The organism is Mesorhizobium humile (assembly GCF_033977215.1).
GTDB classification, from domain to species: Bacteria; Pseudomonadota; Alphaproteobacteria; order Rhizobiales; family Rhizobiaceae; genus Mesorhizobium; species Mesorhizobium humile.
In genome coordinates, this window is record NZ_JAVIIV010000009.1 from 141301 (window position 1) to 165261 (window position 23961).

Sequence of the window (23961 nt, forward strand, 5' to 3'; positions counted from 1 at the left end):
CGTCCTGCCGGCGATATTGACCAAACTTGTTTCATTTGTAACCATTGAAAATGTAACTATCAACGGCTGCGCTGCCTCGGGGAGCATTTCATGGAACCGGATATCCTCGAGCTGGAAAGCTTCCTGCCCTACCGACTTTATCGGCTGGCCGACACCGTGAGCCGCGAATTCTCGAAAATCTACAAAGATCGGCATGGCCTTACGCGACCGGAATGGCGCACGCTCTCCGGGCTTGGCGAGCGCGGCACAATGACGGCGACCGAACTCGGCGAGCAGTCGGCCATGCACAAGACCAAGGTGTCGCGCGCTGTGGCGGAGCTGGAGCGGCGGCGCTGGCTGACGCGCACGCCGGACGAGAACGACCGCCGCGTCGAGCATCTGGCGCTGACCAAGGCGGGGCTCGCCGCCTATCGCGAGATGGTGCCGCTTGCGAAGGCGTTTGAGAGGGAGCTGCTGGGGAGATTGGGCGTGGAGGAGCGAATGGCGGTTGTGGAAGGGGTCGCGGCGCTGGAGAAAGCTTTGGAAGAAAAGAACTGATAGGCTGGCGCGAGGCCCCCCCTCTCTGTCCTGCCGGACATCTCCCCCTCTTGGGGGGAGATTGGCAGCTTCGGCAACGGCGCTCGTCTTGCAGCGTCTGCGATTGGCGAAGGCCGGCATGACAGCTGATCTCCCCCCTTGAGGGGGAGATGTCCGGCAGGACAGAGAGGGGGGCGAAGGAACTCGACGTCTCCCTTCAGGGCCTACCAATCCATCACCACCTTGCCCGAACTCCCACTCCTCATTGCATCGAATCCCACCTGGAAATCGTCGATGCCGATCCGATGCGTGATCAGCCCCGACACATCCAGAGGCCCCTGCACCAGGGCGATCATCTTGTACCAGGTCTCGAACATCTCGCGGCCGTAGATGCCTTTGAGATGCAGCATCTTGAAGATGACCTTGTTCCAGTCGATCTCGAAGCCGGTCGGCGCGATGCCGAGGATGGCGATCTTGCCGCCATTGTTCATGGTGTCGATCATGTCGCGGAAAGCAGGCGCCGCGCCCGACATCTCGAGCCCGACGTCGAAACCTTCGCTCATGCCGATCGACGGCATCACGTCACGCAGCTTTTCCTTTGAGGCGTCGACGACATGCTGCACGCCAAGCTTGCGCGCCAGATCGAGCCGTACCGGATTGATGTCGGTGATCACGACTTTTCGCGCGCCGACGCATTGCGCGACCAGCGCGCCCATGATGCCGATCGGGCCGGCGCCGGTAACCAGCACGTCCTCGCCGACCAGGTCAAAGGACAATGCGGTGTGAACGGCATTGCCCAGCGGATCGAAGATGGCGGCGATCTCGTCCGGCACGTCATCGGGGATCGGCACGACATTGTGCTGCGGGATCACCATGTACTCGCCGAAGGCGCCTGGACGGTTGACGCCGACGCCAAGCGTGTTGCGGCAAAGATGGCCCCTGCCCGCGCGGCAATTGCGGCAATGGCCGCACACGATATGGCCCTCGCCCGAGACGCGCTGGCCGACCTTGTATTCGGTGACCGCCGCGCCGAAATCGGCGACGGTGCCGACGAATTCGTGGCCGGTCACCATCGGCACCGGCACGGTCTTCTGCGCCCACTGATCCCAGTTGTAGATGTGGACGTCGGTGCCGCAGATCGCGGTCTTCTTGACCTTGATCAGCACGTCGTTGGGGCCGATCTCCGGCACCGGCACCTCTTCCATCCAGATGCCCGGCTCGGCCTTGGCCTTCACCAGCGCCTTCATCATGTTGGACATTCTTTTGTTCCTTGAATCTCTTGATCCGGAGCAGCTTTCGGCCGTTCAGGAAATCACGCCCAGTTCCTTGCCGATCGCGCCGAACGCCTCGACCCCGCGGTCGATGTCGGCGCTGGAGTGCGCCGCCGACATCTGCGTGCGGATGCGCGCCTGGCCCTTCGGCACCACCGGGAAGGAAAAACCGATGACATAGATGCCGCGCTTCAGCATGCGCTGCGCCATCTCCTGTGCCAGCGCAGCATCGCCCAGCATCACCGGGATGATCGGGTGATCGGCGCCGGCCAATGTAAAGCCGAGCTTACCCATTTGAGACCGGAACCGATCCGCATTGGCATATAGGCGCTCGCGCAACGCGTCGCCATTGCGGATCAGGTCGAACACCTTGATCGATGCGCCGGCGATCGCCGGCATCAGCGTGTTAGAGAAGAGATAGGGCCGCGAGCGCTGGCGCAGCCAGTCCACCACCTCTCGCTTGCCCGACGTGTAGCCGCCGGAGGCGCCGCCCAGCGCCTTGCCGAGCGTCCCGGTGATGATGTCCACCCTGCCCTCGACGCCGCAATGCTCGGCCGAGCCGCGACCATTCTTGCCGACGAAACCGACCGCGTGGCTGTCGTCGACCATGACCATCGCATCGTATTTCTCGGCAAGGTCGCAGACGCCCTTGAGATTGGCGATGATGCCGTCCATCGAGAACACGCCGTCGGTGGCGATCAGCCGGAAGCGGCAGTCCTTCGCCTCCTTCAGGCGGGCTTCGAGATCGGCCATGTCGTTGTTGGCGTAGCGGAAGCGCCTGGCCTTGGAGAGGCGCACGCCGTCGATGATCGAGGCGTGGTTCAGCGCATCCGAGATGATGGCGTCCTCCTCGCCAAGCAGCGTCTCGAACAAACCGCCATTGGCGTCGAAGCAGGAGGAATAGAGGATGGTGTCGTCCATGCCGAGGAAGGACGAGATCGTCGCCTCGAGCTCCTTGTGTTCTTCCTGCGTGCCGCAGATGAAACGCACCGAGGCCATGCCGTAGCCGTAGCGGTCAAGCGCGTGCTTTGCCGCGTCGCGCAAATCCTCGCTGTCGGCGAGGCCGAGATAGTTGTTGGCGCAGAAGTTCAGCACCTTTTGCCCGCCCACCTCGATCTCGGCGGACTGCATGGAGGAAATCACCCGCTCGGATTTGTAGAGCCCGGCCGATTTCAGGCCCTGGAGCTCACTGTCGATATGGGAAAGGAATGCTTTGCTCATGGTCCGGCCCTGTTCGGTTCGAGGCCGGACTGTCGCGCTACAGCTGCAAAAAATCCATCGCAAAAGCGACCGCTTCGGTGGCGTCGCGAAAGCCCGATCGCAATCCTTCGCCATGGCGCGGCGGCAATAGGAGCAAAAATGGGGTAAGCGGGAAAGGACGTGATAACCATCTTGCGAGCTTTGTCGAACCGCCATGACGGCCGCCGGCCTCCCTTGCCGACCTGTTAACCCTTTCCAGGCAAGCGTCTTCCCGCCGTATCCAGGGCAGGAATCCGTCGACCGGTGGGGTCTCTTAAGTTATGTCGCAGCAGCCAGTGCATAGCGTTTCGCGCAAGCTGATCCTGCTCATCAAGACCGGCTACTGGCTGGCGCTGACGATCATCGCCGCCATGGTGGTGGCGTCCTTCATTCTTCTCCAGCAATTGATGGCGCAGCAACAGCACAACAATGCGGTGCTCGACATCGTCTCGACGCAGAAGGCGCTGTCGCAGCGCATCGTCTTCCTGGCCAGCGCCACCGGCGGCGCCTCGCGCGACAAGCAGCCGGCGCTGGTCACGGCGCTCAAGCAGGCGACGGGCGAGTTCGAGACCAATTACGACCGGCTGCTCAAGGAAACCGGCGCCGACCCGCTCTCGCCGGCGCGCAACGACCCGAAGTCGATCGAATACGTCCTGTTCAGCAAGCCCTTCCACCTTGATTACTTCTCGGTCGGCCTCGTCGCCAATGGCGACAGGCTGGTCTCGTCCTTCGCGTCGCAGCTCGGCATGCAGAGCGACGGCTACAAGGGCGGCGGCGAGCGCGTCGGCCTCGACGCCTCCGTCGCCAATGCGACGATGTCCGGCTATGCCGCGCTCGGCCAGCGCATCAGTGCCTTCGCCGACGAGAAATCCAGCAACATCCTCGACCTGCACCGCACGCTGTTCTTCGCCACCCTCGGCGTCATCGTGCTGGTGGCACTGTTCATCTTCCGGCCGATGTCCAACGCCATCCTGCGCAAGACGCGCGAGCTGGTCGATGCCCGCAACTCGATGGCCTTCATCGCCGTGCATGACGGCCTGACAGGACTGCACAACCGAACCTTCCTCACCGACCATTTCGACACGCTGATCAAGGGAGCGCAGCGCCGCCGCGAGCGCCTGGCGGTGATCCAGTTCGATCTCGACCGCTTCAAGCAGATCAACGACACTCTAGGGCATGCGGCAGGCGACTATGTGCTGGTGGTGACGGCGCAGCGCATGCGCGATTCCTGCCGCGCGTCGGATCTCTGCGCCAGGCTGGGCGGCGACGAGTTCGTCATGATCCTCAACGGCGCAGGCACCACCGAGGACATCCATGCGCTGGCCAAGCGCATCCTTGGCGAGATCAACGAGCCGATCACGTTCCAGGGCACGACCATCATGCCCGGCGCCAGCGCCGGCATCGCGGTCTATCCGGTCGACGCCGACAATGCGCAGGACCTGCTCGTCCATGCCGACCTGGCGCTCTACTCCGCCAAGAAGCTCGGCGGCGGCAACTTCTCCTTCTTCTCGGAGGAGCTGCGCCGCGAGCTCGACTATCGCAAGCAGCTCGAACAAGATATCCGCACGGCCATCGCCAACAAGAGCTTCGAGGTCTATTTCCAGCCGCAAGTGTCGCTGACCAGCGGCAAGATCAGCGGCATCGAGGCGCTGGTGCGCTGGAAGCACGAGACGCGCGGCATGATCTCGCCCGGCGAGTTCATCCCCGTGGCCGAGAAATGCGGCTTCATGCCGGAGATCGGCCGCATCGTCATAGGCAAGGCGATCAACGAGGCCGCCGAATGGGACCGCGCCGGCATCGATTTCGGGCGCATCGCCGTCAACGTCTCGGGCACGGAACTGCGCGAGCCCGATTTCGACAGCTTCCTGTTCGGCACGCTGGAGCGCGCCGGGCTGCCCCCACAGAAGCTGGCGCTGGAGATCGTCGAATCCGTCATCCTCGACGACGAGAAGACAGGCATCGCCTCGAAGCTCCGCCACATCCGCGCCGCCGGCGTGCATCTGGAGCTTGACGATTTCGGTACCGGCTATGCCTCGCTCAGCCACGTCAACCCGAACGAGATCGACCGGCTGAAGATCGACCGCCGCTTCGTCCAGAACATCAACGAGAACGGCGACAACTCCAAGATCGTGCGCGCCATCACCGAGCTTGCCCGCGGGCTCGGCATCTCGATCGTCGCCGAGGGCGCCGAAACCGAGGCGGAGCTCGACTCGCTGATGGCGATCGGCTGCGACCAGGTGCAGGGCTATTCGATCGCATTCCCGATGCCGCAGGACAAGGCGCGCGAATGGTTGCTGGCGCGCAGCCCGAAGAAGGCGAAGCTTAAAGTGCTGCAGGGCAGCCTCGCTTGAGGTACACCGATATTCAGGTGAGGCCGGCCTGCGAATGACGGCTTTCTGCGCTTCCGGCCTTCGCCGGCCGAAGCAATCATGCATAGAGCGGCACCTAAATTAAGGCTACGGCCGGCGTAGGCCGGTGCTCTCGTATGTTAAGTACGCTCCGGCCTTCGCCGGCCGAAGCCCTCATAAGTGTTCCCGCTCTATGAAGGCTACGGCCGGCGTAGGCCGGTTCTCGAAAGCCACCATTCTCGACTCGACCTGACCTGAATCTCGATGCATCTCGGCAGTGCCAAGCATACAGACCGGTTTCGGTGTGGCGGCTTGCGAGGATTACCACCGGATTTCAGGGATGCGGCTTCGACTTCTTATCCTGATACTGCTGTTCGCCGCGTCGCCCGCCTTCGCCGCCGATCGCACCGTCTATCTCACTTTCGACGACGGTCCGCTGAACGGCACCAGCAATATCCTCGACGTGCTGCAGGCCGAGCAGGTGCCGGCGACGCTGTTCATGGTCGGCATGCATGCCGAGGCCAACGCCACCAACCGGGCGCTGCTGCAGCGGGCGAAATCGATGCCGCTGGTGACGATCGGCAACCACAGCTACAGCCACGCCTACAATCACTATCAGCATTTCTACGGCGACACCGAAGGCGTGGTCGCAGACATGCTCAGGGCGAACGCCGTGCTGGGCTTGAAGCCGGCCGTGCACGCGCGGCTGCCGGGACGCGACGTGTTCCGGCTGCCCAATTATTCGAAGGACGACAATTCGCTTGGGCTGGCGGAGGCAGGCCGCGAGGATCCGGATTACGAATTCGTCGCGGCCTCGGGCTTCTGGCTCTATGGCTGGGACCACGAATGGGTGCATGAGGACAGCGGCAAGCCGGTGCAGAGCGTCGACCACCTGGTCAGCGAGATCGATCATCTGTTCGGCTATGGCCATTTCGCCAGGCCGAACAAGCTGATCCTGCTCATGCATGACGAGATGTTCCAGGACGCCTTCGACGGCAAGGCGAAGCTGACGGCGCTGATCGCGGCGGTCAAGCTGCGCCACTACGCCTTCGGCGCGATTGCGGGCTACGACTGAACTGGCCGCTCTCCGGGCAGCGCCGGTAGCACCTTCAGCGGATTGAGCATCGGCACGCCGAGAGGTGCAAAATGGCGCTCATTGCCCGTTAGGATCGTCAAGCCATGCACTTCGGCTGTCGCTGCGATCGCGATGTCCTCAAATCCCGGCTGATGCGCCCGGGCACGATCGAGCATCAATCCCGCGGCATGCGCCGCGCGCAGATCGAGAGGCAATATCCTTTCGCCATAAAGATATTCAATTGCCTGCCACCATTGACGGAGTAGCGCTGTTTTCGTCGTTGCGCCCTCGCGTTCGGCTTTCGCGATTCCAGAGGTGATCTCCGATGCCGTGACCACGGACAAGAACAAATGGTCGCTGGCCTGATCGAGCCAATCCGCCAACTCCGTCCGCTCATTCCTTTTGGACGGCGCCATTGCCGAAATGATGTTGGTGTCCAGTAAAAACATCGGCTGAAGGGCCGCCCTTACAGGTCAACCTTTCGAACAGGTTTGCGGATACGAGGGGCAATGTCGTCTTCGCCCCCCGGAAACGCCGCCAGCAATTGTCCAAAGCTTGGCACGCGCGACAGCCTTTCGTATTCCTTGAACGATAGGATCACAGCTTGCTTGCGGCCATGACGCGTGATGACGGCAGGCTCTCCCGCAACAGCGTTATCGACTACTGCCGAAAGCGTTGCCTTGGCATCCTTCAGTTGAATTTCCCGCATCGCCAAGCTCCATCATATGACTATTGTGGTCATATAGCATTGACTGCCAATCGATTCAATACAACCGGCTAGGTGCCTCCCGCATTCGCCCGCAGCAACGCAAGCATCTCGGCGAATTCGGCCAGCCTCTCATCGGGAATACCAGCCCGCAGCCGCTTGTCGAAAGCGACGGCCGCGAGGCGGAGCTTTTCGAACAGCGCCTCGCCGGTCTCGGTCAGCGCCACCTGGTGGACCCTGCGGTTTTCCGGGTCGCGGCGGCGCGTCAGCAACCCTTGCGCTTCCATGGCGTTGAGGTGATGCGTCAGCGTCGCGCCCTGGATGCCGATCATGCCGGCAAGCTCGCGCTGGTTGGCCAATTCCTTCGACTTGACCGACAGCAAGGTCAGCCAGACCGGCAGCGTGCCACCCGCCTCGACCAGCGCGGCGTCGAAGGCCTGCGCCACCACCTTCGAGGTGCGGGCGAGATTCATGCCGACGGGCGGGCGGTCAAACGGTGTCATGACATGACAGTAGAGCATGCAACGGCAAGGTGGAACTCGGCTCCATGCATTGACATCTAATCGTTAGATATCTAACTTTGTCTTATTGATGGCGCCGCGACAGGGTGCGGCGCGGCGGGCGGCAGAGAGGAATGCGGTCATGCAATATGTCTATATCGTCACCATCGGCCTGCATGTGATGGCCGGCGTCTTCTGGGCCGGCACGACCATCGCGGTTGCCCGCGATCCGGAGATCAAGGCGGAGCGCTTCATCCGGCCGCAACTCGGCGCCTCCGGCGTGGTGTTCCTGACCGGCTTGCTGCTCTGGTATTTCTTCCATGAGGGCGCGTTCGGCTCGATGGAGAAGGTGCTGGCACTCGGCATCTTGACGGCGCTGATCGCCGCCGGCGTGCAGGGGGCGCTTGTGGCCTCGGCCAGCAGGCAGCTGGCAGGCGCCGATCAAGCGACGCAGACCCATTTGCGGGCAAAAATGACCAGAGGCGAACGCATCGCCGGCGGGCTGCTGGTCATCACCGTGTTTTGCATGGCGACCGCCAAGCTGTTTTGACATCGCACGGCCGGCGGAACCGGCCGGGCGCGGCGCGCAACGGACCAAAGCGGCAGGTGGCTCTCCTTGCAATGGTCCGTTGCGCGTCACAAGCCGGCGGACCGGACGACGAAAGGAGCCGCCTAAGCCATTTCGGGGCGCCTGGAGGCTTCACGAATGGCCTTGTGGACATTGCGCTGCAGGTCCATGAAAGCGGCACTCTCCATGACCTCTTCGCGGCGCGGGCGCTCGATGTCGACGTCAAACGTCCGCATGATGCGCCCCGGACCGATGCCCATCACGGCAATGCGGTCCGACAGATAGACAGCCTCTTCGACGTCGTGGGTGACGAAGAGCACGGTGAGCCTGTGCTCCTCCCAGATCTGGGTCAGGAGTTCCTGCATCTGATGCCTGGTCAGGGCGTCGAGCGCGCCGAAGGGCTCGTCCATCAAGAGCATCTTGGGGCGGTAGGAAAGCGCGCGCGCAATCGCGACCCGCTGCTTCATGCCGCCCGAAAGTTCGGATGGATAGAGATTGGCCGAGCGCGGGAGCTTGACCAGGTCGAGGTGCTCGAGCGCGATCCTGCGGCAGGCGGCGCGGTCGTGGCCGGCGGCCTTGAGAGCGAACTCGATGTTCTGCTGCGCCGTCAGCCAAGGCAGCAGCGTATAGGACTGGAAGACGACGCCGCGGTCGAGGCCGGGCTTCAGGATCGGCGACCCGTCAATATCGAGATCGCCCGAGTCGAAATCCTGTAGTCCGGCGACGATCGACAACAGCGTGCTCTTGCCGCAGCCTGACGTGCCGACCAGCGACACGAACTCGTTGTCGGCGAGGTCGAGATTGATGTCGCGCAGCACTTCGGTGCGCCGCGCTCCGGTGCCGAAGCTCTTGTGGAGGCCTTTGATCCGCAGTTTGGGGGAATTCATCGGCCTTGCCTCGTCATGAACGGCTGTCCTGGCGGAACAGCGCCTTGCCCAGTGCCTTCATGACCTGGTCGGTGATGAGGCCGAGCATGCCCAGCAACAGGATATAGCCGATGATGGTGTTGGTCTGGAAATAGCGCTGCGAGACGGTGATGCGATAGCCGAGCCCGGACGTCGCCGCGACGAGTTCCGCCAGCACGAGCCAGGTCCAGGCCCAGCCCAGGCTTATGCGCAGCGTATCCCAGATGCCCGGCAAGGCGCTCGGCACCACGATACGCGTCAGGATCTTGCGATCCGGCAGGCCGAGCGTCCTGCCGAGACCGACGAAGTCGGCCGGCACGCGCTTGACGTTGTCCATGATCATCAGCACCTGCTGGAAGAAAGTGCCGATGAAGATGATCAGGAATTTCTGGGCGTCGCTGGTGCCCGCCCACAGGATGGAGAGCGGCACGAAGGCGACCACCGGCATGTAGCGGATGAAATCCACCAACGGCTCGATCGCCGCTTCCCAGGTCCGGAAGCTGCCGATCAGCACGCCAATCGGAATGGACAGCGCCGAGGCGATGAGAAAGCCGACCGAAATACGGTAGATCGAGGCCTTGAGATCGATGAGCAGCGTGCCGTCGGCCCAGAGCTTGCCGAGCTGTGTCACCACGCTGGCCGGCGACGGCAGGAAGATCGGCTTGACCAATTCGAGGCCCGTCGCCGCCCACCATGCCAGGCCGAGGCCGGCAAAGACGGCCACGGCGATCATCAGGAAACGGGAGCGCGCGATGGGCGCGCCGATCCCGAAGGATCGGCGTCGCGTCGCCTGCCTGGCAGCAAGCCCCGTTACCGGGCCGGACGGGTTCGCTTTGACTGCAGGCTCGTCGGGCATCTCGGCGACCGCCACGGCCCGGCCTACTGCGCGGCCTTGACGAAGGCCGGATCGATCATCTGCTCCGGCGTCACGTCGGCTTGCAGCAGGCCGGCATTCTTGGCGGCGGCCTCGACGTCGGCGAATGTCTTGGTGGAGAAATCGCCAGTCAGGGCGCCCTTGTTCTCGGCCAGCGAATAGTAGCGCACGCCGTCGAAGGCGGTGTTCAAATCCTCGACGCTCGAGCCGACCGCCTTTGAGATGATGGCGCGGCCGCCGGGCGTGTCGGCGTTGTAGTCCTTGAGCGCCGCATCCCAGGCCTTGATCATGGCAAGCACCTGGCCGGGCCGCGACTTGATCACCTCGTCGCGCACCACCAGCACGTCGCTGATCAGGCCTGGATCCTCGCCGGCGGTGAAGAGAAGCTTGATGTCTTTGTTCTGCGCCCTGGCCGTGGTGAGATACGGCTCATAGGTGACCGCGACCGGGACGCGGCCGGCGATCAGCGCGCTGCCGGCGTCCGCCGCCGGCATTGGCACCGGCTGGACGTCGGCGATCGACATGCCGTTCTTGGCAAGCGCGTATTTGAGCAGGATGTCGCTTGTCGTGCCTTCCTCGAAGGCGACCTGCTTGCCCTTGAGGTCGGCGATCGAGGTGATGTCCTTACCGGCGATCATGGCGTCGGCCGTCATCGAGACGTCGAGCAGCAGCACGATCTTGACCGGCAGCCCAGCCGCAACCATGCCCATCGCGGTGTGGGTCGCGATGTTGGCCGCGTCGAGCTGGCCGCTCGCCAGGGCAGCGTTGATGTCCTTGTCCTCGGCGAAGTTAACGATCTGGACGTCCGACAGCCCGCTTGCCTTGAACAGGCCCTTGGCTTCGGCCACGTGCCACTGGCCGTAGCCCAGCCACGGCTCGATGCCGATCTTGAACGAGCCGGCCTCGGGCGTCGCGGGAATGGTGGTGTCGGCGGCGTGGGCCAGCGGAGCGAAACCGACGGCGGCAGCCACCATAAGCGCACGGAATTGTCCTTTGAGGTTACGCATCATCTTTGTTCCCCTTGATGATTCAGACCGCTTTTTTTGAACCAACTTCCGGTCTGGTGAGAATGCGGCTTCTGCTTCTTGCGGAACTGTGCCTCGGCGGCGTCTTACCTGCCACGTCGACGGAAGTGGAACGATATTCAACGTCGGCGGCAATGGATGTCAAGGCTAAAATACATACATGCATATACAAGTTGGAGAGGCAGATTTCCGGGACCTTGGCAGCCTTTGGGCAGCTGGTCCCGGCTCCTTCATGACTGACGCCAGGGGCACGAACAGTCCCAACCGTTTCAGGTCTTGCGGGAAGGAGAATAGCGGCTGCCGAGCGAGTAGCGGCTGCCGACATAGGTCAGCTTGCTGACGGTGGCCACGACCGCGCCCGTCCAGGTCCGGCGATGCAGGAGAAGGCAGCAACTGCCGATGTCGATGGCGAGCTGCCGCGCCGTCTCGGCATCGGCCGGAACAGCGGAAATGATGTGTTCGACCTCGGTCACAGGCGTCTTTTGCATCAGGTAATCGTAGGTCGCCGTCTTTGAGAAATCCTGCTTGTCATAGTCCGGTATCAGGCTCGGATTGACGAAGCGCTCTTCCAGTTGCACGGGCAGGTCGTTCTCGAAGTTGACGACCACCGAATGATAGATCGCGGCGCGCTTGGCGAATTCGAAGGACAGCGAAAGCTCCTTGGTTGGCGTGATCCTTTCGAGGACGAGAACCTCGGAGCGATGCCTGTTGCCGCGCGCGACGATCTCGGCCGCGATGTTGTTGATCTCGATCAGCGTCGACTGCGGCCGGGGCGGCGCGATGAATGTCCCCACGCCCTGCAGCCGGATCAGGAAGCCGGCCGAGGTCAATTCCCGCAAGGCGCGGTGAACGGTCATCCGCGACACGCCGAGCACTGCCACAAATTCATTTTCGGACGGCAGCTTGCGGTCCTTGCTCCATTTGCCTCTTCCAATGTTGGTCAGGATGTAGTCCTTGACCTTCTCGTAGAGAGGGCTGGCCGTATCGGGCAAAGTATTCATGTTTCACATGTCCTTTCCGGCAAGCTGTCGGCAATCACGCACCGGCAGGCCGCGGCATCCGGATGATGGTTTTCAAGCCGTCGCCCTGCCCCGCCAGCAGGCGCTCATAGGCGGCCGGAACGTCGTCCAGGCCGATCTCGCGATCGATCAGGCCGATCAGCGGCCCGGACAGGTCCGCCAGCATCCCGATGGCGTCGGGCAGTTCATCGGCGAAGGCATGGCATCCCAGCAATGCGATCTCGCGCTCGACCAGCATGTTGGGGTCGATCTCGAGGCGACCGTGGAAAATGCCGACCAGCGCCACGGAGGCGCCGGAGTCCAGAGCACCCAGCAACTGGTTGAGCGCGGCGATGCTGCCGGTGGCCTCGACAGCCGCGAGCAATGGCGCTCCGGCGGTCGCTGCGGCAATTGCCTCGCGGTCGAGATCGACGATCGTGGCGCCGGTCACGCCGGCGACACGCTCGCAGCGCGCCCGATTGCGATCGGCGACCAGCACCTTGCCGTCGAACGTCCGCGACAAGAGCAGCGCCGCGAGGCCACCAATGGTGCCGCAGCCGACGACTAGCACAGAACCCGCCGCCTTCGGCAGGCGCCGCACGGCATGCAGCGCCACGGCGAGCGGCTCGGCCATCGCCGCCACCCTTTCGTCGAGCGCGGCGTCGATGACATGCAGCAGGCGCGCAGGCAGGAGCGCCTCTTCGGCAAAGCCGCCGTCGCATGCTTCACCGACGAAGCCCAGGGAGGCGCATAGATGCCGTCTGTCCGCGCGGCATTGCACGCATTCTCCGCACCAGAAACGGGAATCGGCGACGACCCGATCGCCTACGGCGACGGTGCCGACGCCCTCGCCGACCGAAACCACCGTGCCGGTCAGCTCATGGCCGGCCGTCGACGGCGCGCGGCTTATCCACTGGCCGGTGCGGAAATTGTGGAGGTCGGAACCGCAGATGCCGGCGGCATCGACACGCAGTTTCACCCAGCCGGCGTCGGGAGCCCCTGGCGCGGCGATATCCTCGACGCGCAGGTCGCCGGGGCCATGCAGTCTGGCGGCTTTCATCGCGCCGGTCCGTCAGCCGCCGAGATAGCGGTCGCGGATTTCCGAGACCGCGTTCTCGTGCGAGCTGAAGCCTTCATAGCGCGCGAGCCTGCGGGCATGCCCGGCAAGCTCCGGATAGGCGGCCGAGGTCACATAGCCGACCGACGAGCGCTTGAGGAAATCCGTCACCGAAAGCGGCCCATAGGTGCGCGCCCAGCGGCTGGTGGGCAGCACCGCATTCGGCCCGAGAACGAAATTGGCGAGCGTCACCGGCGTGTGCGGACCCATGAGGATCTCGGCCGCCTCGGTGATGTGCCCAAGATGCGCGAACGGCTCCTTGGACAGGATCTCGAGATGCTCGGGCGCATAGTCGTTGATGAAGCGGTAACTGTCCTCCAGCGATGCGGTCAGCACGATGCCGCCGCGCTTGCCGGTCAGCACCGCGCGCGAAAACTCGACGCGCTGCTCGCTCATGCGGGACCAGTGCTCGGGAAGTGCTGCCAAGGCAGCGTCGACGACCTTGCGGCTGTGCGTCACGAGATAGGCGGAGGAATCCGGTCCGTGCTCGGCCTCGATCAGAAGGTCGAGCGCGGCGAGGCCGCCGTCGACACTGTCGTCGGCAAAGATGATCGCTTCCGAAGGTCCGGCTGGGAGACCGGTATCGATGATCGAGGACAGCAGGCTCTTTGCCGCCACCACCCAGGGACTGCCAGGCCCGACGATCTTGAGCGCGGGCTTCACCGTCTCGGTGCCATAGGCGACAGCCGCGACCGCATGCGCGCCGCCGCACTTGTAGACGGTTTCGACCCCGGCAAGGCGGGCGGCGACCAAGGTCGCGGCATCGACGGAACCGTCCGAGGTCGGCGGCGTCACGATCGCGATCCGCGGCACGCCGGCGATGACGGCCGGAACGGAGGTCATCATGGTCACCGACGGGAAAGCGCCCTTGCCGCGAGGGACGTAGAGCGCGACGGAGGCGATCGGCGTGTATCGATCGCCGGCATAGGCGCCTGGCCGTACCTCCTTGAGCCACATCGTCTCCGGACGCTGTTCCTCATGGAAATGCCTGATGTTCTCGATGCCGAAGCGGATGCTGTCGACGACATCCTTGTCGACCTTGTCGAAGGCCGCATCGAACTCGGCTTCCGAAACCTTCAGACCGCCCGCGGCCACATCGGCCTTGTCCAGGTCCCGGGCGAACCGCAGCAGGGCCGCGTCGCCTTCGGTCCTGACCGCCTCGATGATCGGGCGGACCTTTTCAACGAAGACCGACAGGTCGGCTTCGGCGCGCTTCAGCAGGTTCGCCCGCTGTTCGGGGGTGGCGGATGACAGGTCGTGGAAGCTGACGTCGGACATGGCTGCTCCTCAGAAACTCGGGAAAAGTATATACATGTATGTATAAGCATCGCCAGCATTTTTCTGCGCCCTGCCATCGGGCTGGCCACGGCAAGCCGCGTCAGATCGAGGCAAGAAAGCCCCCGTCCACCGGGAAACACTGCCCGGTGATGTAGGCCGAGGCATCCGAGGCCAGGAACACCGCGATACCGTGCAGATCCGAAAGGTCGCCGAAGCGACGCTGCGGGATCTTGGCGAGCATCGATTGCTGCCACGCCTCGTCGGCGTAGAACACCTCGGTCATCGCCGTCCTGAAGTAGCCGGGAGCGATGGCGTTGACCCTGATCCCCAGACCGGCCCATTCCGCCGCCAAAGCTCGCGTCATGCCGAGCAGGCCCGATTTTGACGAACCGTAGGGCACGGCCGTGGGGATGCCGACTTCGGAGGTCAGCGAGCACATGTTGATGATGGCGCCGGGCCGCCCGGCATCGCGCATAAGGCGGGCGGCTGCCTGGGCGCAGAAGAAGGCGCCCTTGAGATTGGTGTCGACGATCCTGTCCCAGAGCGCTTCGTCGACGTCGAGCGAAGGCCTGACCTCTTCCATGCCGGCATTGTTGACGAGAATATCGAGACCCCCGAGCAGCTCGGCGGCCTCGGCGGTCGCGGCGCGGCAACGGGCGACGTCGATGACGTCCAGGGCGATGGCGTGCGCAACGCCTCCGGAGGCCCGGATCGCCGCCGTCGTCTCCCCGAGCGCAGCGAGGCTGCGCGCCGTGACAGTGACAGCGGCGCCGGCGGCGCTCAGCGCCTCAGCGATGCCGCGCCCGATGCCCCGGCTCGCGCCGGTGACGAGCGCCTTCCTGCCCGACAGGTCGAAGAGGGAAGCATTGCGCATTGTCGATCCTCCTTGGCCTTGCCGGCCTGTCCTCGCCCGCGAGACTAACCGATCATTGGTTATACATACAAGCATATACAAATGATTTTGGGCGTAGCGGTAAAGCTGACCGCGGGAGCGTGCAACCCCGGTGCTGATACAATCCTATTCGGCGCTTTCTTTCGCGCGCGGCGGTCTGTCGATCAGATCCTGATCCCGAACCGGATGCCGTCATAGATGGCGGCGTGGATGTTGCGCGAGGCGACCGCGTCGCCGATGCGGAACATGACGAAGCCGCCTTCCGGATTGCGCTGCGGAAAAATGTCGCCGCCGCTCACCAGCCGCTCGTAGTCGACCGCGCCGCCATTCTTCGACAAGGGTTTCAGCGACAGATAGAGATCGTCGAGGGGTGCGGTGCCATGCTCGACCACCACCTGGTCGACGCGCCGCTCGCCGCGCCAGCCGTCGGCGAAGTCCGACGCCAGCTCGGCGATAAGCTGGTTGCCCTCGCGCCGCACCGAGCGCAGGCGGGTGTTGATGGTGACGGTGACACCTTTCTCGTGGAAGGCGCGCATATAGGGCACATGGTTCAGGCCGCCCATTTCCGGCGCGAAGAAGCGCTCCGGCGAGACCAGTTCCAGCTTCGAGCCGCTGTTGGCGATCAGCTCCGCCGCGCCCATGCCCTGATGGCCGCCATTGTCGTCGTAGAGCAGGACATTCTCGGCCGGCTTGACGCTGCCGGCCATGATGTCCCAGCTCGAGGTGACCAGATTGTCGCCGGTCGTCAGCGGCGGGTTCTGCGGCATACCGCCGGTCGCCACGATCACCACGTCCGGCGCCAATGCCAGCACGTCGTCCTTCTCGGCCCAGGTGTCGTAGCGGATCTCGACGCCGAGGCGATCGAGCTCGGCCAACCGCCAGTCGATGATGCCGATCAATTCCTTGCGGCGCGGATTCTGCGTCGCGAGCCGCACCTGGCCGCCTGCCTGGCTAGAGGCTTCGAGCACCGTCACCTGATGGCCCCGTTCGGCCGCGACGCGCGCCGCTTCCAGGCCGCCGGCGCCGGCGCCCACCACCACGACTTTCTTCTTCGGTCCTTCGCTTTTCGCGATGATGTGCGGAATGGTCGCCTCGCGGCCGGTCGCGGCGTTATGGACGCAAAGCGCCTCGCCGCCCTCATAGATGCGGTCCAGGCAATAGGTGGCGCCGACGCAAGGGCGGATCTCGTGCTCGCGGCCTTCCATCACTTTGCGGATGATATGCGGATCGGCGATATGGGCGCGCGTCATGCCGACCATGTCGAGCTTGCCGGTGGCGATGGCGTGGCGCGCGGTGGCGACGTCGGAAATGCGCGCCGCATGGAAGGTCGGGAACTTCGTCGCCGCCCTCACCTCGCCGGCGAAATCGAGATGCGGCGAGGAGCGCATGCCGGTCACCGGGATGACCTTGGTCAGCGCCGCATCGGTCTCGATCGAGCCGCGGATGATGTTGAGGAAATCGACCTTGCCTGAATTGGCCAGCCGCCTGGCGATCTCGACGCCTTCCTCCTTGGGCAGGCCCTTCTCGAAATCCTCGTCCGCGACCATGCGGATGCCGACGACGAATTTTTCACCGACCGCCGTACGCACGGCGTCCAGCACCATGTCGGTGAAGCGCAGCCGGTTGTCGAGCGAGCCGCCGAAATCGTCGTCGCGGTGATTTGTGGCGGGCGACCAGAAGCCGTCCATCAGATGGCCGTAGGATTCGAACTCGATGCCGTCGAGGCCGGCCGCCTGGCAGCGCTGCGCGGCCGCGGCATAGTCAGCGACGATGCGCTCGATGTCCCATTCCTCGATGGTCTTGGGGAAGGCGCGGTGCGCCGGCTCACGCACCGGCGAGGCCGACAGCACCGGCAGCCAGTCAGCCTTGTTCCACCCGGTGCGCCGGCCGAGATGGGTGATCTGGATCATCACCTTGCAGTCATGCTCGTGGCAGGCATCCGCCAGCTCGGCGAGCCACGGCACGATGCGGTCGTCATAGACATGCAGATTGCCGAAGGCAGCCGGGCTGTCGCGCGAGACGATCGCCGAGCCCGCCGTCATGGTCAGCGCCATGCCGCCCTTGGCCTTCTCGGCATGGTAGAGCCGGTAGCGCTCTTTCGGCATGCCGTCCTCGGAATAGGCCGGCTCATGGCTGGTCGACATCACCCGGTTCTTCAGCGTCAGGTGCTTGAGCTGGTAGGGTTGGAGAAGCGGGTCGTTGCTGATCATCGTCTTCCTGCCGTTTCAATTTGTGCGGAAGCGTCGTGTCGCTCCCGCTTCCATTTCACGCATTGGATTCTTCCGAAAACCGCTGCGCACTTTTCGGTCCGATGCTAATGAGCGGCCCAAATCCGCTGCGTCTGAAAGATCGCGGCGTAATTTCCGCACTTCGTTTTCCTGCCGCCCGGACAATCGGCGGCAGCTAGGAGCCGCCCATGACCGATACCAAGAACCTCTCCCAGCTCGGCAAGCACGTCGAGACGCCACAGAGCCCCGAACAGGCGGTCCTGGAGACCGTGCCGTTCCAGCGCGGCGACGGCCCGCCGGCGATCGTGCGCTTCACCTGCCCGGAATTCACCTCGCTCTGCCCGGTCACCGGCCAGCCCGACTTCGCCCACATCGTCATCGACTACGCGCCCGACAAGACGCTGGTGGAATCGAAGTCGCTGAAGCTGTTCATGACCTCGTTCCGCAACCATGGCGCCTTCCATGAGGAATGCACCGTCATGATCGGCCGCCGCATCGTGGAGGCGACCAAGCCGCTCTGGCTGCGCGTCGGCGGCTACTGGTTCCCGCGCGGTGGCATCCCGATCGACGTCTTCTGGCAGACAGGCGCGCCGCCCAAGGACGTATGGCTGCCGGATACCGGCGTTGCGCCCTATCGCGGGCGCGGTTGAGCGGATCGCCATCACTCGCATTGGTACTGGCTGAGCGCCCATTCGCCGGTCACCGACAAAAGGTCGGAGACCTTCCAGCCGCCGCCGACCTTCTTCAGCTTCCATTCCAGCCGGTGCTGGTGGCCCTCGACGACGAAGGCGACCACCACCTTGGCCTGGTCGCCATTGACGGCCTCGATGGTGCGCAGGCTCTTGTCGATGGCGAGCTTGTCGTAATCTGAATTGTCGAGCGCCATGTTGGGGTCGAGGCACTCGCCCTGCCCCGAGGCGCGCAGCGCGTCGCTCTTGTCGAGCACGGTTTTCGCCGGATCGACGAAGTTCTTGCGCTGGGCCGGATCGAGCTCGAGCCCGAGATGCTCGTAGAACGGCTTGACCACTGCCGTCGGCGATCCGGGCAGGACAGGAGAGACGGGCGCTGGTTCAGCCGGCTTGCTTTCCGGCGTTGTGGCAGGCGGCGATTTATCGACCGCAGGCGGCGACTTATCGACCGCAGGCGGCGACTTATCGACCGCGGGCGGCGACTTGTTGTCCGAGGACGCATTGTCGCCTGAGGACGCGCTCGGCGGCGGCGCGCCGAAGAGCCCCTGCGCACAGGCGGCGCCGTTCAGCCCCGCGGCCAGCATCGACAAACTCGACAGCGCAAGGACGAGACGGCGAAGCACGGCGTCACTCCGTCGAGGCGCCGCATTCCAGCGCGCTGAGCTTCCAGTCGCTGGTCTTGGAGGTGATGTCGGCGATCTTCCACTTGCCGTCCACTTTCTTCAGCGACCACACCATTTCGCGTTTGGAGTCATCGCCTTCCGGGAAAAGATTGAAGTCGGCCGTCACCTCGGCGGTGTCGCCATTGACGGTCTCGGTTAGCTTCAGCGTCTTCGACAAGGTCTTCTGATCGAAATCCTGGGCGTCGAGGCCGGGATCGAAATCGATGCAGGACACCTCGTCGGGCTTCTCCTTCTGCGCTTTGTCGTTGGCTTCGAACAGCTTTGTCACCGGGTCGGTGAAGCGGTCGCGGTATTTGGCGTCCGCCTCGAACTTCACCGAAGGCACATAAAAGAACTTCACGGCGTTGGATGCCGGCCCCGCCAGCGCGGCGCCGGGCAAGGCTATCGACATGGCAGCGGCGAGCACTATCGGCTTCATGCAGGATCTCCGGAGGTTCGGCGGCGTGGTGGCAAGATCGCCACCACGCTTCCTGCATATCGGCTTTTTTGCGGCTCATGAAGTCCAGGCGCGCTCAGGCATCCAGCCAGACGTTCTGGAAGTCCATTTCGTAGGTCTGGTGCATCGAGTAGTTCTTCACCTTCTTGTTCATGTGGCAGTAGAGCTTCTGCCAGAAGGGCTGGATGATGACGCCGGAGTCCTGCAGGATCGCTTCGACATCCTTCATCACCTCCTTGCGCTTGCCAACGTCGATGAGCGACAGCGCCTCCTTGAGCTTGGCGTCGAAATCCGGGTTGGAAAAGGCCGTCTCGTTCCAGGCCTCGCCGGTGCGGTAACCGAGCGCCAGCACCTGCACGCCGAGCGGACGCATGTACCAGATGGTCATGGAGTAAGGATATTTCGTCCAATCGTTCCAGAAGGTCGAGCCGGGCAGCACGGTGCGCTTGACCTTGATGCCGGCGTCGCGCAGCTGGCCGGCGATCGCGTCGCCGGTGTTCTTCTGCCATTCGTCCTCGACCGTGATCAGCTCGTGCTCGAAGTCGGCCTGGCCGGCGTCGGCCATCAGTTTCTTGGCGCCAGCGGCGTCGCGCTCCTTCTTGGGCAGGGGGTAGTATTCGGGATGGATCGGGGCGACGTGATGGTTCTCGCCAACCGTGCCGCGGCCATTGTAGCCGAGCTGCATGACCTGGTTGTTGTCGACCGCCATCTGCAGCGCGTTGCGCACCCGCTTGTCGTCATAAGGCTTATGCGTGACATTGGTGCGGGCGACGAGCGTGGTCGCCGTCGCAACCTCCGACTTCACCAAGCCCATCTTGTCCAGCGGGTCGATGTAGTCCGCCGGCGTCTCGAAATCGACGTCGACCTCGCCGGAGTCGAAGGCATTGAGCGTGGCGTTGAAGTCGGTGCCGTAGTCGATGAACTCCACGCCATCGAGCGGCGCCTCGCCACCCCACCATTTGCCGTTCTCGCGGCGCTTGACGACCGCTTTCTGGCCGACATCGTAGGAGACCAGCTCGAACGCTCCAGTGCCGATCGGCTTCTTGATCGGATCGGCGCCGTCCTTGTCGAAGTCGCGGTGCACGACCAGCGCCGGATAGTCGGTGAAGCCCGGGATGATGGCGATATCGGCTTCGTTGAGCTTCAACTTTACCGTATGGTCGTCGACCTTGGTGATCGCACCATCCTTGGCCTTGCCGGTCTTGGTGTCGATAAGCGCGCCGACGCGGGCGGCCATGGAATTGCCGGACGCGCCCTTCTCGCACCAGCGGTTCAGATTGGCGACCACGTCATCGGCGTTGAAGGCATCGCCATTGTTCCAGGTGACACCCTTGCGCAGATGCAGCGTGTATTCGGTGGCGTCGTCATTGATGTCCCAGCTTTCGAGCAGCACCGGCTCGAAGGTGAACTGATGGGTGTAGCGCACCAGCGGCTCCAGCCACGTGCGGGTGACGTTCGCCATCTCCGTCCAGTCATAGGTGCGCGGATCCTTCTGGGCCTTGACCGACATCGCGACATGCAGCGTTCCGCCCTTCTTGGGCTCGTCGGCGAGCGCCCTGGTCGGCGCGGCAAGGCCGAGCATGCCATAGGCGAAAGCCGTCGATGCGCCGAAGGCGCTGGCCAGGGCCAGGAATTCACGCCGGTCGACACGGCCGGCGCGCGCCTCCTCGGCCATCGCTTCGATAGCGGCCGGGACCCGGTCACCATTGCTTCTGAACAGTGTCATTTTCATTCTCCCATTGATTTGATCGGGTCTCCCGCCCGGTTGGTTTCAACTAGACCAGGATTACGTTTGATTGAATCGTCTTCCTGGTCTAACTCTTTGTTGGAGCATGATCTTTTCCGAAAACCGGTTCCCACTTTTCGGGATCATGCTCCGACGCTGCTATCCATCAACTAACGCTGTCCGGCAGCTTTTCCTCACGCCGCGCGATCAAATCCGCGAGACCCTCGGCAATGCCCTCGTCGAGCTTCGGCTCCTGGTAGTCGGCGAGCATGACGCGCGCCTTTTCGCGGCCGCGCGTGTCGTGGTCCTTGGCGCCTTCGGCACTCCACTGCTCGAAGGAATTGAAATCCATGATGTTGGGCATGAAGAAGGCGCTCTCGAAATGCTCGAGCGTGTGCTGCGTGCCGAGGAAATGCCCTTGCGGACCGACCTCGCGGATTGCGGCAAGAGCCTCCTTGAAATCGTCGAAAGGCACGCCACCGGCATATTTGTACCAGCCGACCAGCTGCTCGCAGTCGGTGGCGAATTTCGAGTAGCCGCAGGTGAGACCCGCCTCCAGCCAGCCGGCGGAATGCCAGATATAATTGGCGCCGGAGAGGATCGCGGCATGCATCAGCATGTTCGCCTCATAGCCGGCCTGGGCATCGTTGAGCTTGGAGCCGACATGGAAGCCTGAGGTGCGCCACGGCAATTTGTATTTCCTGGCCAGCGCTCCCATCAGATACATCATCTGGGCCGCCTCCGGCGTACCGCCCATCGGCGCGCCTGTCTTCATGTCGACGGTGACCATGAACTGGCCGTAGATCTGCGGCGAGCCGGGCCGGATGAGCTGGGTCAAAGCCACGCCCGCCAGCGCCTCGGCGTTGACCTGCGCCACCGCGCCGACGGCGGAGGCCGACGTCGAGGCGCCGCAGAGCGCGAAAGGCGCCAGGATCAGCGGCTGATTGTGGCTCGCATAGACGCGCATGGCGTCGATCATGGTGGCGTCCCACACCAGCGGCGAATTGCAGTTGGTGATCGCCACCAGCACAGGGTTGTCGCGCACGAACTCCTCGCCGAAGACGATGCCAGCCATCGCCATCGTGTCCTCGGCGCGCTCCTTCGAGGTCACGATGCCCATGAACGGCTTGTCGGAATGTTTCAGCGCCGAATGGATGATGTGCAGATGCCGCTTCGGCACGGCGATTTCCATCGGCTCGCAGATGACCGAGCTCGACGAATGCAGCGCCGGCGCCATGTAGGCCATCTTGTGGAAATTATTGAGGTCGGCGAGCGTGCCATAGCGCCGCTTGTTGTCGAGGTCGCGGACATAGGGCGCGCCATACATCGGCACGAAGATCGAATTCTTGCCGCCGACGCGCACGGTGCGCTCGGGGTTGCGTGCATTGAGGGTGAACTCCGCCGGAACCTTCGAGACGAGTTCCATCAAGAGCGCGCGGTCGATGCGGACGCGCGTTTCCCTGACATCGGCGCCGGCCGCCTTCCAAAGCTCGATCGCCCCGTCGTCGCGGAATTCGCACCCCACCTCCTCGAGGATCTTGAGCGATTCCTCGTGGATCAATTCCACCGCCTCGTCGGGCACGATCTCGTAGGCGGGGATCTTGCGCACAAGGGTCGGGAAGGACGCGATCGGCGCGCTTCTCAGCGCCTTGCGGCCAAGACGGCCACCACCGCGGCGGTGGGTCTGTTCGGTCAATTCAACGGCCGGTGCGTTCATGGAGCCTCCTTCTTCCCGCCACCCAAATTAGCGAGGCAAAATATGGCTGTGACGCTGGAAAATCCTGATCTTCTGTATAAGTTGTGCTTATGCGAAGCCTGCGCCACCTCCTGCCCTCCGCCGGCAGCCTCATCGTCTTCGAAGCCGCCGGACGGCTGTCGAGCTTCACCGCTGCCGGGCGCGAGCTCGGCATGACGCAGGCCGCCGTTTCCTATGCCGTGCGCGGCCTGGAGGAGCAGCTCGGCGCCAAGCTCTTCCAGCGCCGCCACCGCCAGGTGCTTCTGACGGAAGCCGGCGAGCGCTTCCATGCCGATGTCTCGCTCGGCCTGTCGCACATCCGCAAATCGGCGGAGGACCTGCGCCTGCAGGCGACCGGCGGGCATGTGACCTTGGCCGCCTCGACCGCCTTCGGCTCGTTCTGGATGATGCCGCGCCTGCAGCAGTTCCGGGACGAGTTGCCGGGCATTGACCTGCGCATCCAGACCGCCGACCGCGACCTCGACATCATCGCCGAGGGCATTCCGCTCGGCGTGCGCGGCGGCGTGCCGCGCGACTGGCCGGACTACCACTCGCTGTCGCTCTCCGACGAAGAGATCTTCCCGGTGGCGGGGCCGAGCTATCTCGCCAAGTTCGGCAAGCCGAAGACGGTCGAGGAACTGGCGACGCACCGGCTGATCCATCTCGAGGAGCCCTATCGCGAGGCGCCGAACTGGGACGAATGGTTCGCGTCCGCCGGAACCAGCCTGCGCAATGCCGAGCGCGGCCTGCGCATCAACGACTATGCCCTGGTGATCCAGGCGGTGATGGAGGGACAAGGCATCTCGCTTGGGTGGCGGCATCTGGTCGAGCGCCTGGTGGCTTCGGGGCTGCTGGTGCCGGTGACCGATCATGTCATGCGGACCGGCATCGGCTTCCACGTCATCTGGCCGAAGAACCGCGACCTCAGCGACAATGCGCGCAGGGTAAGGGACTGGCTGGTGGCGCAGGCTTAGTTGCGTCGTCACGCAATTACGATCGTAGCGATCCTTCACACCCCCCTCTGTCCTGCCGGACATCTCCCCCGCAAGGGGGGAGATTGGCGGTTCATGCGTCCCGCCATCCTTGAGACGTTGGCGATTGGCGAAAATCCAGGTGACATTTGATCTCCCCCCTTGAGGGGGAGATGGCCGG

The 23961-nt window shown here is 63.8% G+C and carries 23 protein-coding genes; 6 read left to right on the forward strand and 17 right to left on the reverse strand.

Features of this window, described 5'->3' with window-relative positions; all coding sequences use genetic code 11:
• Positions 1-90 precede the first annotated feature (90 nt).
• The gene (locus RFM52_RS15780) at positions 91-537 is read left to right on the forward strand and encodes a MarR family winged helix-turn-helix transcriptional regulator (RefSeq protein ID WP_320297378.1); all 447 of its coding nucleotides are present in this window, start codon (positions 91-93) and stop codon (positions 535-537) included.
• Between the two features lie 203 nt (positions 538-740).
• Here RFM52_RS15780 and tdh read toward each other — a convergent pair whose 3' ends face one another.
• Together tdh and RFM52_RS15790 are read right to left on the reverse strand one after the other, a co-directional pair.
• Positions 741-1775 (reverse strand): L-threonine 3-dehydrogenase, encoded by a 1035-nt coding sequence (gene tdh / locus RFM52_RS15785; RefSeq protein WP_126083104.1) that lies wholly within the window; start codon positions 1773-1775, stop codon positions 741-743.
• A gap of 45 nt (positions 1776-1820) precedes the next feature.
• A complete protein-coding gene (locus RFM52_RS15790; RefSeq protein ID WP_320297379.1) occupies positions 1821-3008 on the reverse strand; it encodes a glycine C-acetyltransferase in 1188 nt (395 codons plus the stop codon).
• 299 nt (positions 3009-3307) lie between these two features.
• On the opposite strand from RFM52_RS15790, the gene RFM52_RS15795 reads away from it, so the two are divergent.
• Together RFM52_RS15795 and RFM52_RS15800 are read left to right on the forward strand one after the other, a co-directional pair.
• A complete protein-coding gene (locus RFM52_RS15795; RefSeq protein WP_320297380.1) occupies positions 3308-5377 on the forward strand; it encodes a putative bifunctional diguanylate cyclase/phosphodiesterase in 2070 nt (689 codons plus the stop codon).
• A 337-nt stretch (positions 5378-5714) separates the two neighbouring features.
• A complete protein-coding gene (locus tag RFM52_RS15800) occupies positions 5715-6449 on the forward strand; it encodes a polysaccharide deacetylase family protein (protein WP_320297381.1) in 735 nt (244 codons plus the stop codon).
• Here RFM52_RS15800 and RFM52_RS15805 read toward each other — a convergent pair.
• The 3 genes from RFM52_RS15805 to RFM52_RS15815 form a co-directional block, all read right to left on the reverse strand.
• Positions 6440-6898: a type II toxin-antitoxin system VapC family toxin gene (locus tag RFM52_RS15805; protein WP_320297382.1), complete on the reverse strand. Its 459-nt coding sequence runs from the start codon at positions 6896-6898 to the stop codon at positions 6440-6442. The genes RFM52_RS15800 and RFM52_RS15805 overlap by 10 nt on opposite strands.
• Positions 6899-6915: 17 nt before the next feature.
• On the reverse strand, positions 6916-7158 hold the full coding sequence (locus tag RFM52_RS15810; RefSeq protein WP_320297383.1) for a type II toxin-antitoxin system Phd/YefM family antitoxin: 243 nt from the start codon (positions 7156-7158) through the stop codon (positions 6916-6918).
• Positions 7159-7226: 68 nt separating this feature from the next.
• The gene (locus RFM52_RS15815; RefSeq protein ID WP_320297384.1) at positions 7227-7658 is read right to left on the reverse strand and encodes a MarR family winged helix-turn-helix transcriptional regulator; all 432 of its coding nucleotides are present in this window, start codon (positions 7656-7658) and stop codon (positions 7227-7229) included.
• A 139-nt stretch (positions 7659-7797) separates the two neighbouring features.
• Between RFM52_RS15815 and RFM52_RS15820 the strand changes: the two genes are divergently transcribed.
• A complete protein-coding gene (locus tag RFM52_RS15820) occupies positions 7798-8205 on the forward strand; it encodes a hypothetical protein (RefSeq protein ID WP_320297385.1) in 408 nt (135 codons plus the stop codon).
• Positions 8206-8327: 122 nt separating this feature from the next.
• On the opposite strand, the gene RFM52_RS15825 is transcribed toward RFM52_RS15820, so the two are convergent.
• The 8 genes from RFM52_RS15825 to RFM52_RS15860 all read right to left on the reverse strand — a co-directional run bounded on the left by RFM52_RS15825 (position 8328) and on the right by RFM52_RS15860 (position 17522).
• The gene (locus RFM52_RS15825; RefSeq protein ID WP_320297386.1) at positions 8328-9110 is read right to left on the reverse strand and encodes an ABC transporter ATP-binding protein; all 783 of its coding nucleotides are present in this window, start codon (positions 9108-9110) and stop codon (positions 8328-8330) included.
• A 13-nt stretch (positions 9111-9123) separates the two neighbouring features.
• Positions 9124-9861, reverse strand: a complete 738-nt coding sequence (locus tag RFM52_RS15830) for an ABC transporter permease (RefSeq protein WP_320297462.1) — start codon at positions 9859-9861, stop codon at positions 9124-9126.
• 146 nt (positions 9862-10007) lie between these two features.
• On the reverse strand, positions 10008-11009 hold the full coding sequence (locus RFM52_RS15835) for an ABC transporter substrate-binding protein (protein WP_320297463.1): 1002 nt from the start codon (positions 11007-11009) through the stop codon (positions 10008-10010).
• A 287-nt stretch (positions 11010-11296) separates the two neighbouring features.
• Positions 11297-12028: a histidine utilization transcriptional repressor HutC gene (gene hutC / locus RFM52_RS15840; protein WP_320297387.1), complete on the reverse strand. Its 732-nt coding sequence runs from the start codon at positions 12026-12028 to the stop codon at positions 11297-11299.
• A 34-nt stretch (positions 12029-12062) separates the two neighbouring features.
• Positions 12063-13085, reverse strand: a complete 1023-nt coding sequence (locus RFM52_RS15845; RefSeq protein ID WP_320297388.1) for a zinc-dependent alcohol dehydrogenase — start codon at positions 13083-13085, stop codon at positions 12063-12065.
• A gap of 12 nt (positions 13086-13097) precedes the next feature.
• Positions 13098-14420 carry a histidinol dehydrogenase gene (gene hisD, locus RFM52_RS15850; protein ID WP_320297389.1) on the reverse strand — a complete coding sequence of 441 codons (1323 nt, stop codon included), beginning with the start codon at positions 14418-14420 and terminating at the stop codon, positions 13098-13100.
• A 100-nt stretch (positions 14421-14520) separates the two neighbouring features.
• Positions 14521-15294 carry an SDR family NAD(P)-dependent oxidoreductase gene (locus RFM52_RS15855; protein WP_320297390.1) on the reverse strand — a complete coding sequence of 258 codons (774 nt, stop codon included), beginning with the start codon at positions 15292-15294 and terminating at the stop codon, positions 14521-14523.
• A 182-nt stretch (positions 15295-15476) separates the two neighbouring features.
• The gene (locus tag RFM52_RS15860) at positions 15477-17522 is read right to left on the reverse strand and encodes an NADH:flavin oxidoreductase (RefSeq protein WP_320297391.1); all 2046 of its coding nucleotides are present in this window, start codon (positions 17520-17522) and stop codon (positions 15477-15479) included.
• Between the two features lie 206 nt (positions 17523-17728).
• Between RFM52_RS15860 and queF the strand changes: the two genes are divergently transcribed.
• The gene (gene queF, locus RFM52_RS15865; RefSeq protein ID WP_320297392.1) at positions 17729-18190 is read left to right on the forward strand and encodes a preQ(1) synthase; all 462 of its coding nucleotides are present in this window, start codon (positions 17729-17731) and stop codon (positions 18188-18190) included.
• Between the two features lie 11 nt (positions 18191-18201).
• On the opposite strand, the gene RFM52_RS15870 is transcribed toward queF, so the two are convergent.
• The 4 genes from RFM52_RS15870 to RFM52_RS15885 form a co-directional block, all read right to left on the reverse strand.
• Positions 18202-18852 (reverse strand): YqhG/Tai3 family protein, encoded by a 651-nt coding sequence (locus tag RFM52_RS15870; protein ID WP_320297393.1) that lies wholly within the window; start codon positions 18850-18852, stop codon positions 18202-18204.
• Positions 18853-18856: 4 nt separating this feature from the next.
• Positions 18857-19330, reverse strand: coding sequence for a DUF3828 domain-containing protein (locus RFM52_RS15875; protein ID WP_320297394.1), 474 nt, complete (start codon positions 19328-19330; stop codon positions 18857-18859).
• Positions 19331-19424: 94 nt separating this feature from the next.
• The gene (locus RFM52_RS15880; protein WP_320297395.1) at positions 19425-21074 is read right to left on the reverse strand and encodes an ABC transporter substrate-binding protein; all 1650 of its coding nucleotides are present in this window, start codon (positions 21072-21074) and stop codon (positions 19425-19427) included.
• A 166-nt stretch (positions 21075-21240) separates the two neighbouring features.
• A complete protein-coding gene (locus tag RFM52_RS15885) occupies positions 21241-22791 on the reverse strand; it encodes a trimethylamine methyltransferase family protein (protein ID WP_320297396.1) in 1551 nt (516 codons plus the stop codon).
• 89 nt (positions 22792-22880) lie between these two features.
• Here RFM52_RS15885 and RFM52_RS15890 point away from each other — a divergent pair, with 89 nt between their 5' ends.
• Positions 22881-23783 carry a LysR substrate-binding domain-containing protein gene (locus RFM52_RS15890; protein WP_320253072.1) on the forward strand — a complete coding sequence of 301 codons (903 nt, stop codon included), beginning with the start codon at positions 22881-22883 and terminating at the stop codon, positions 23781-23783.
• Positions 23784-23961 lie beyond the last annotated feature (178 nt).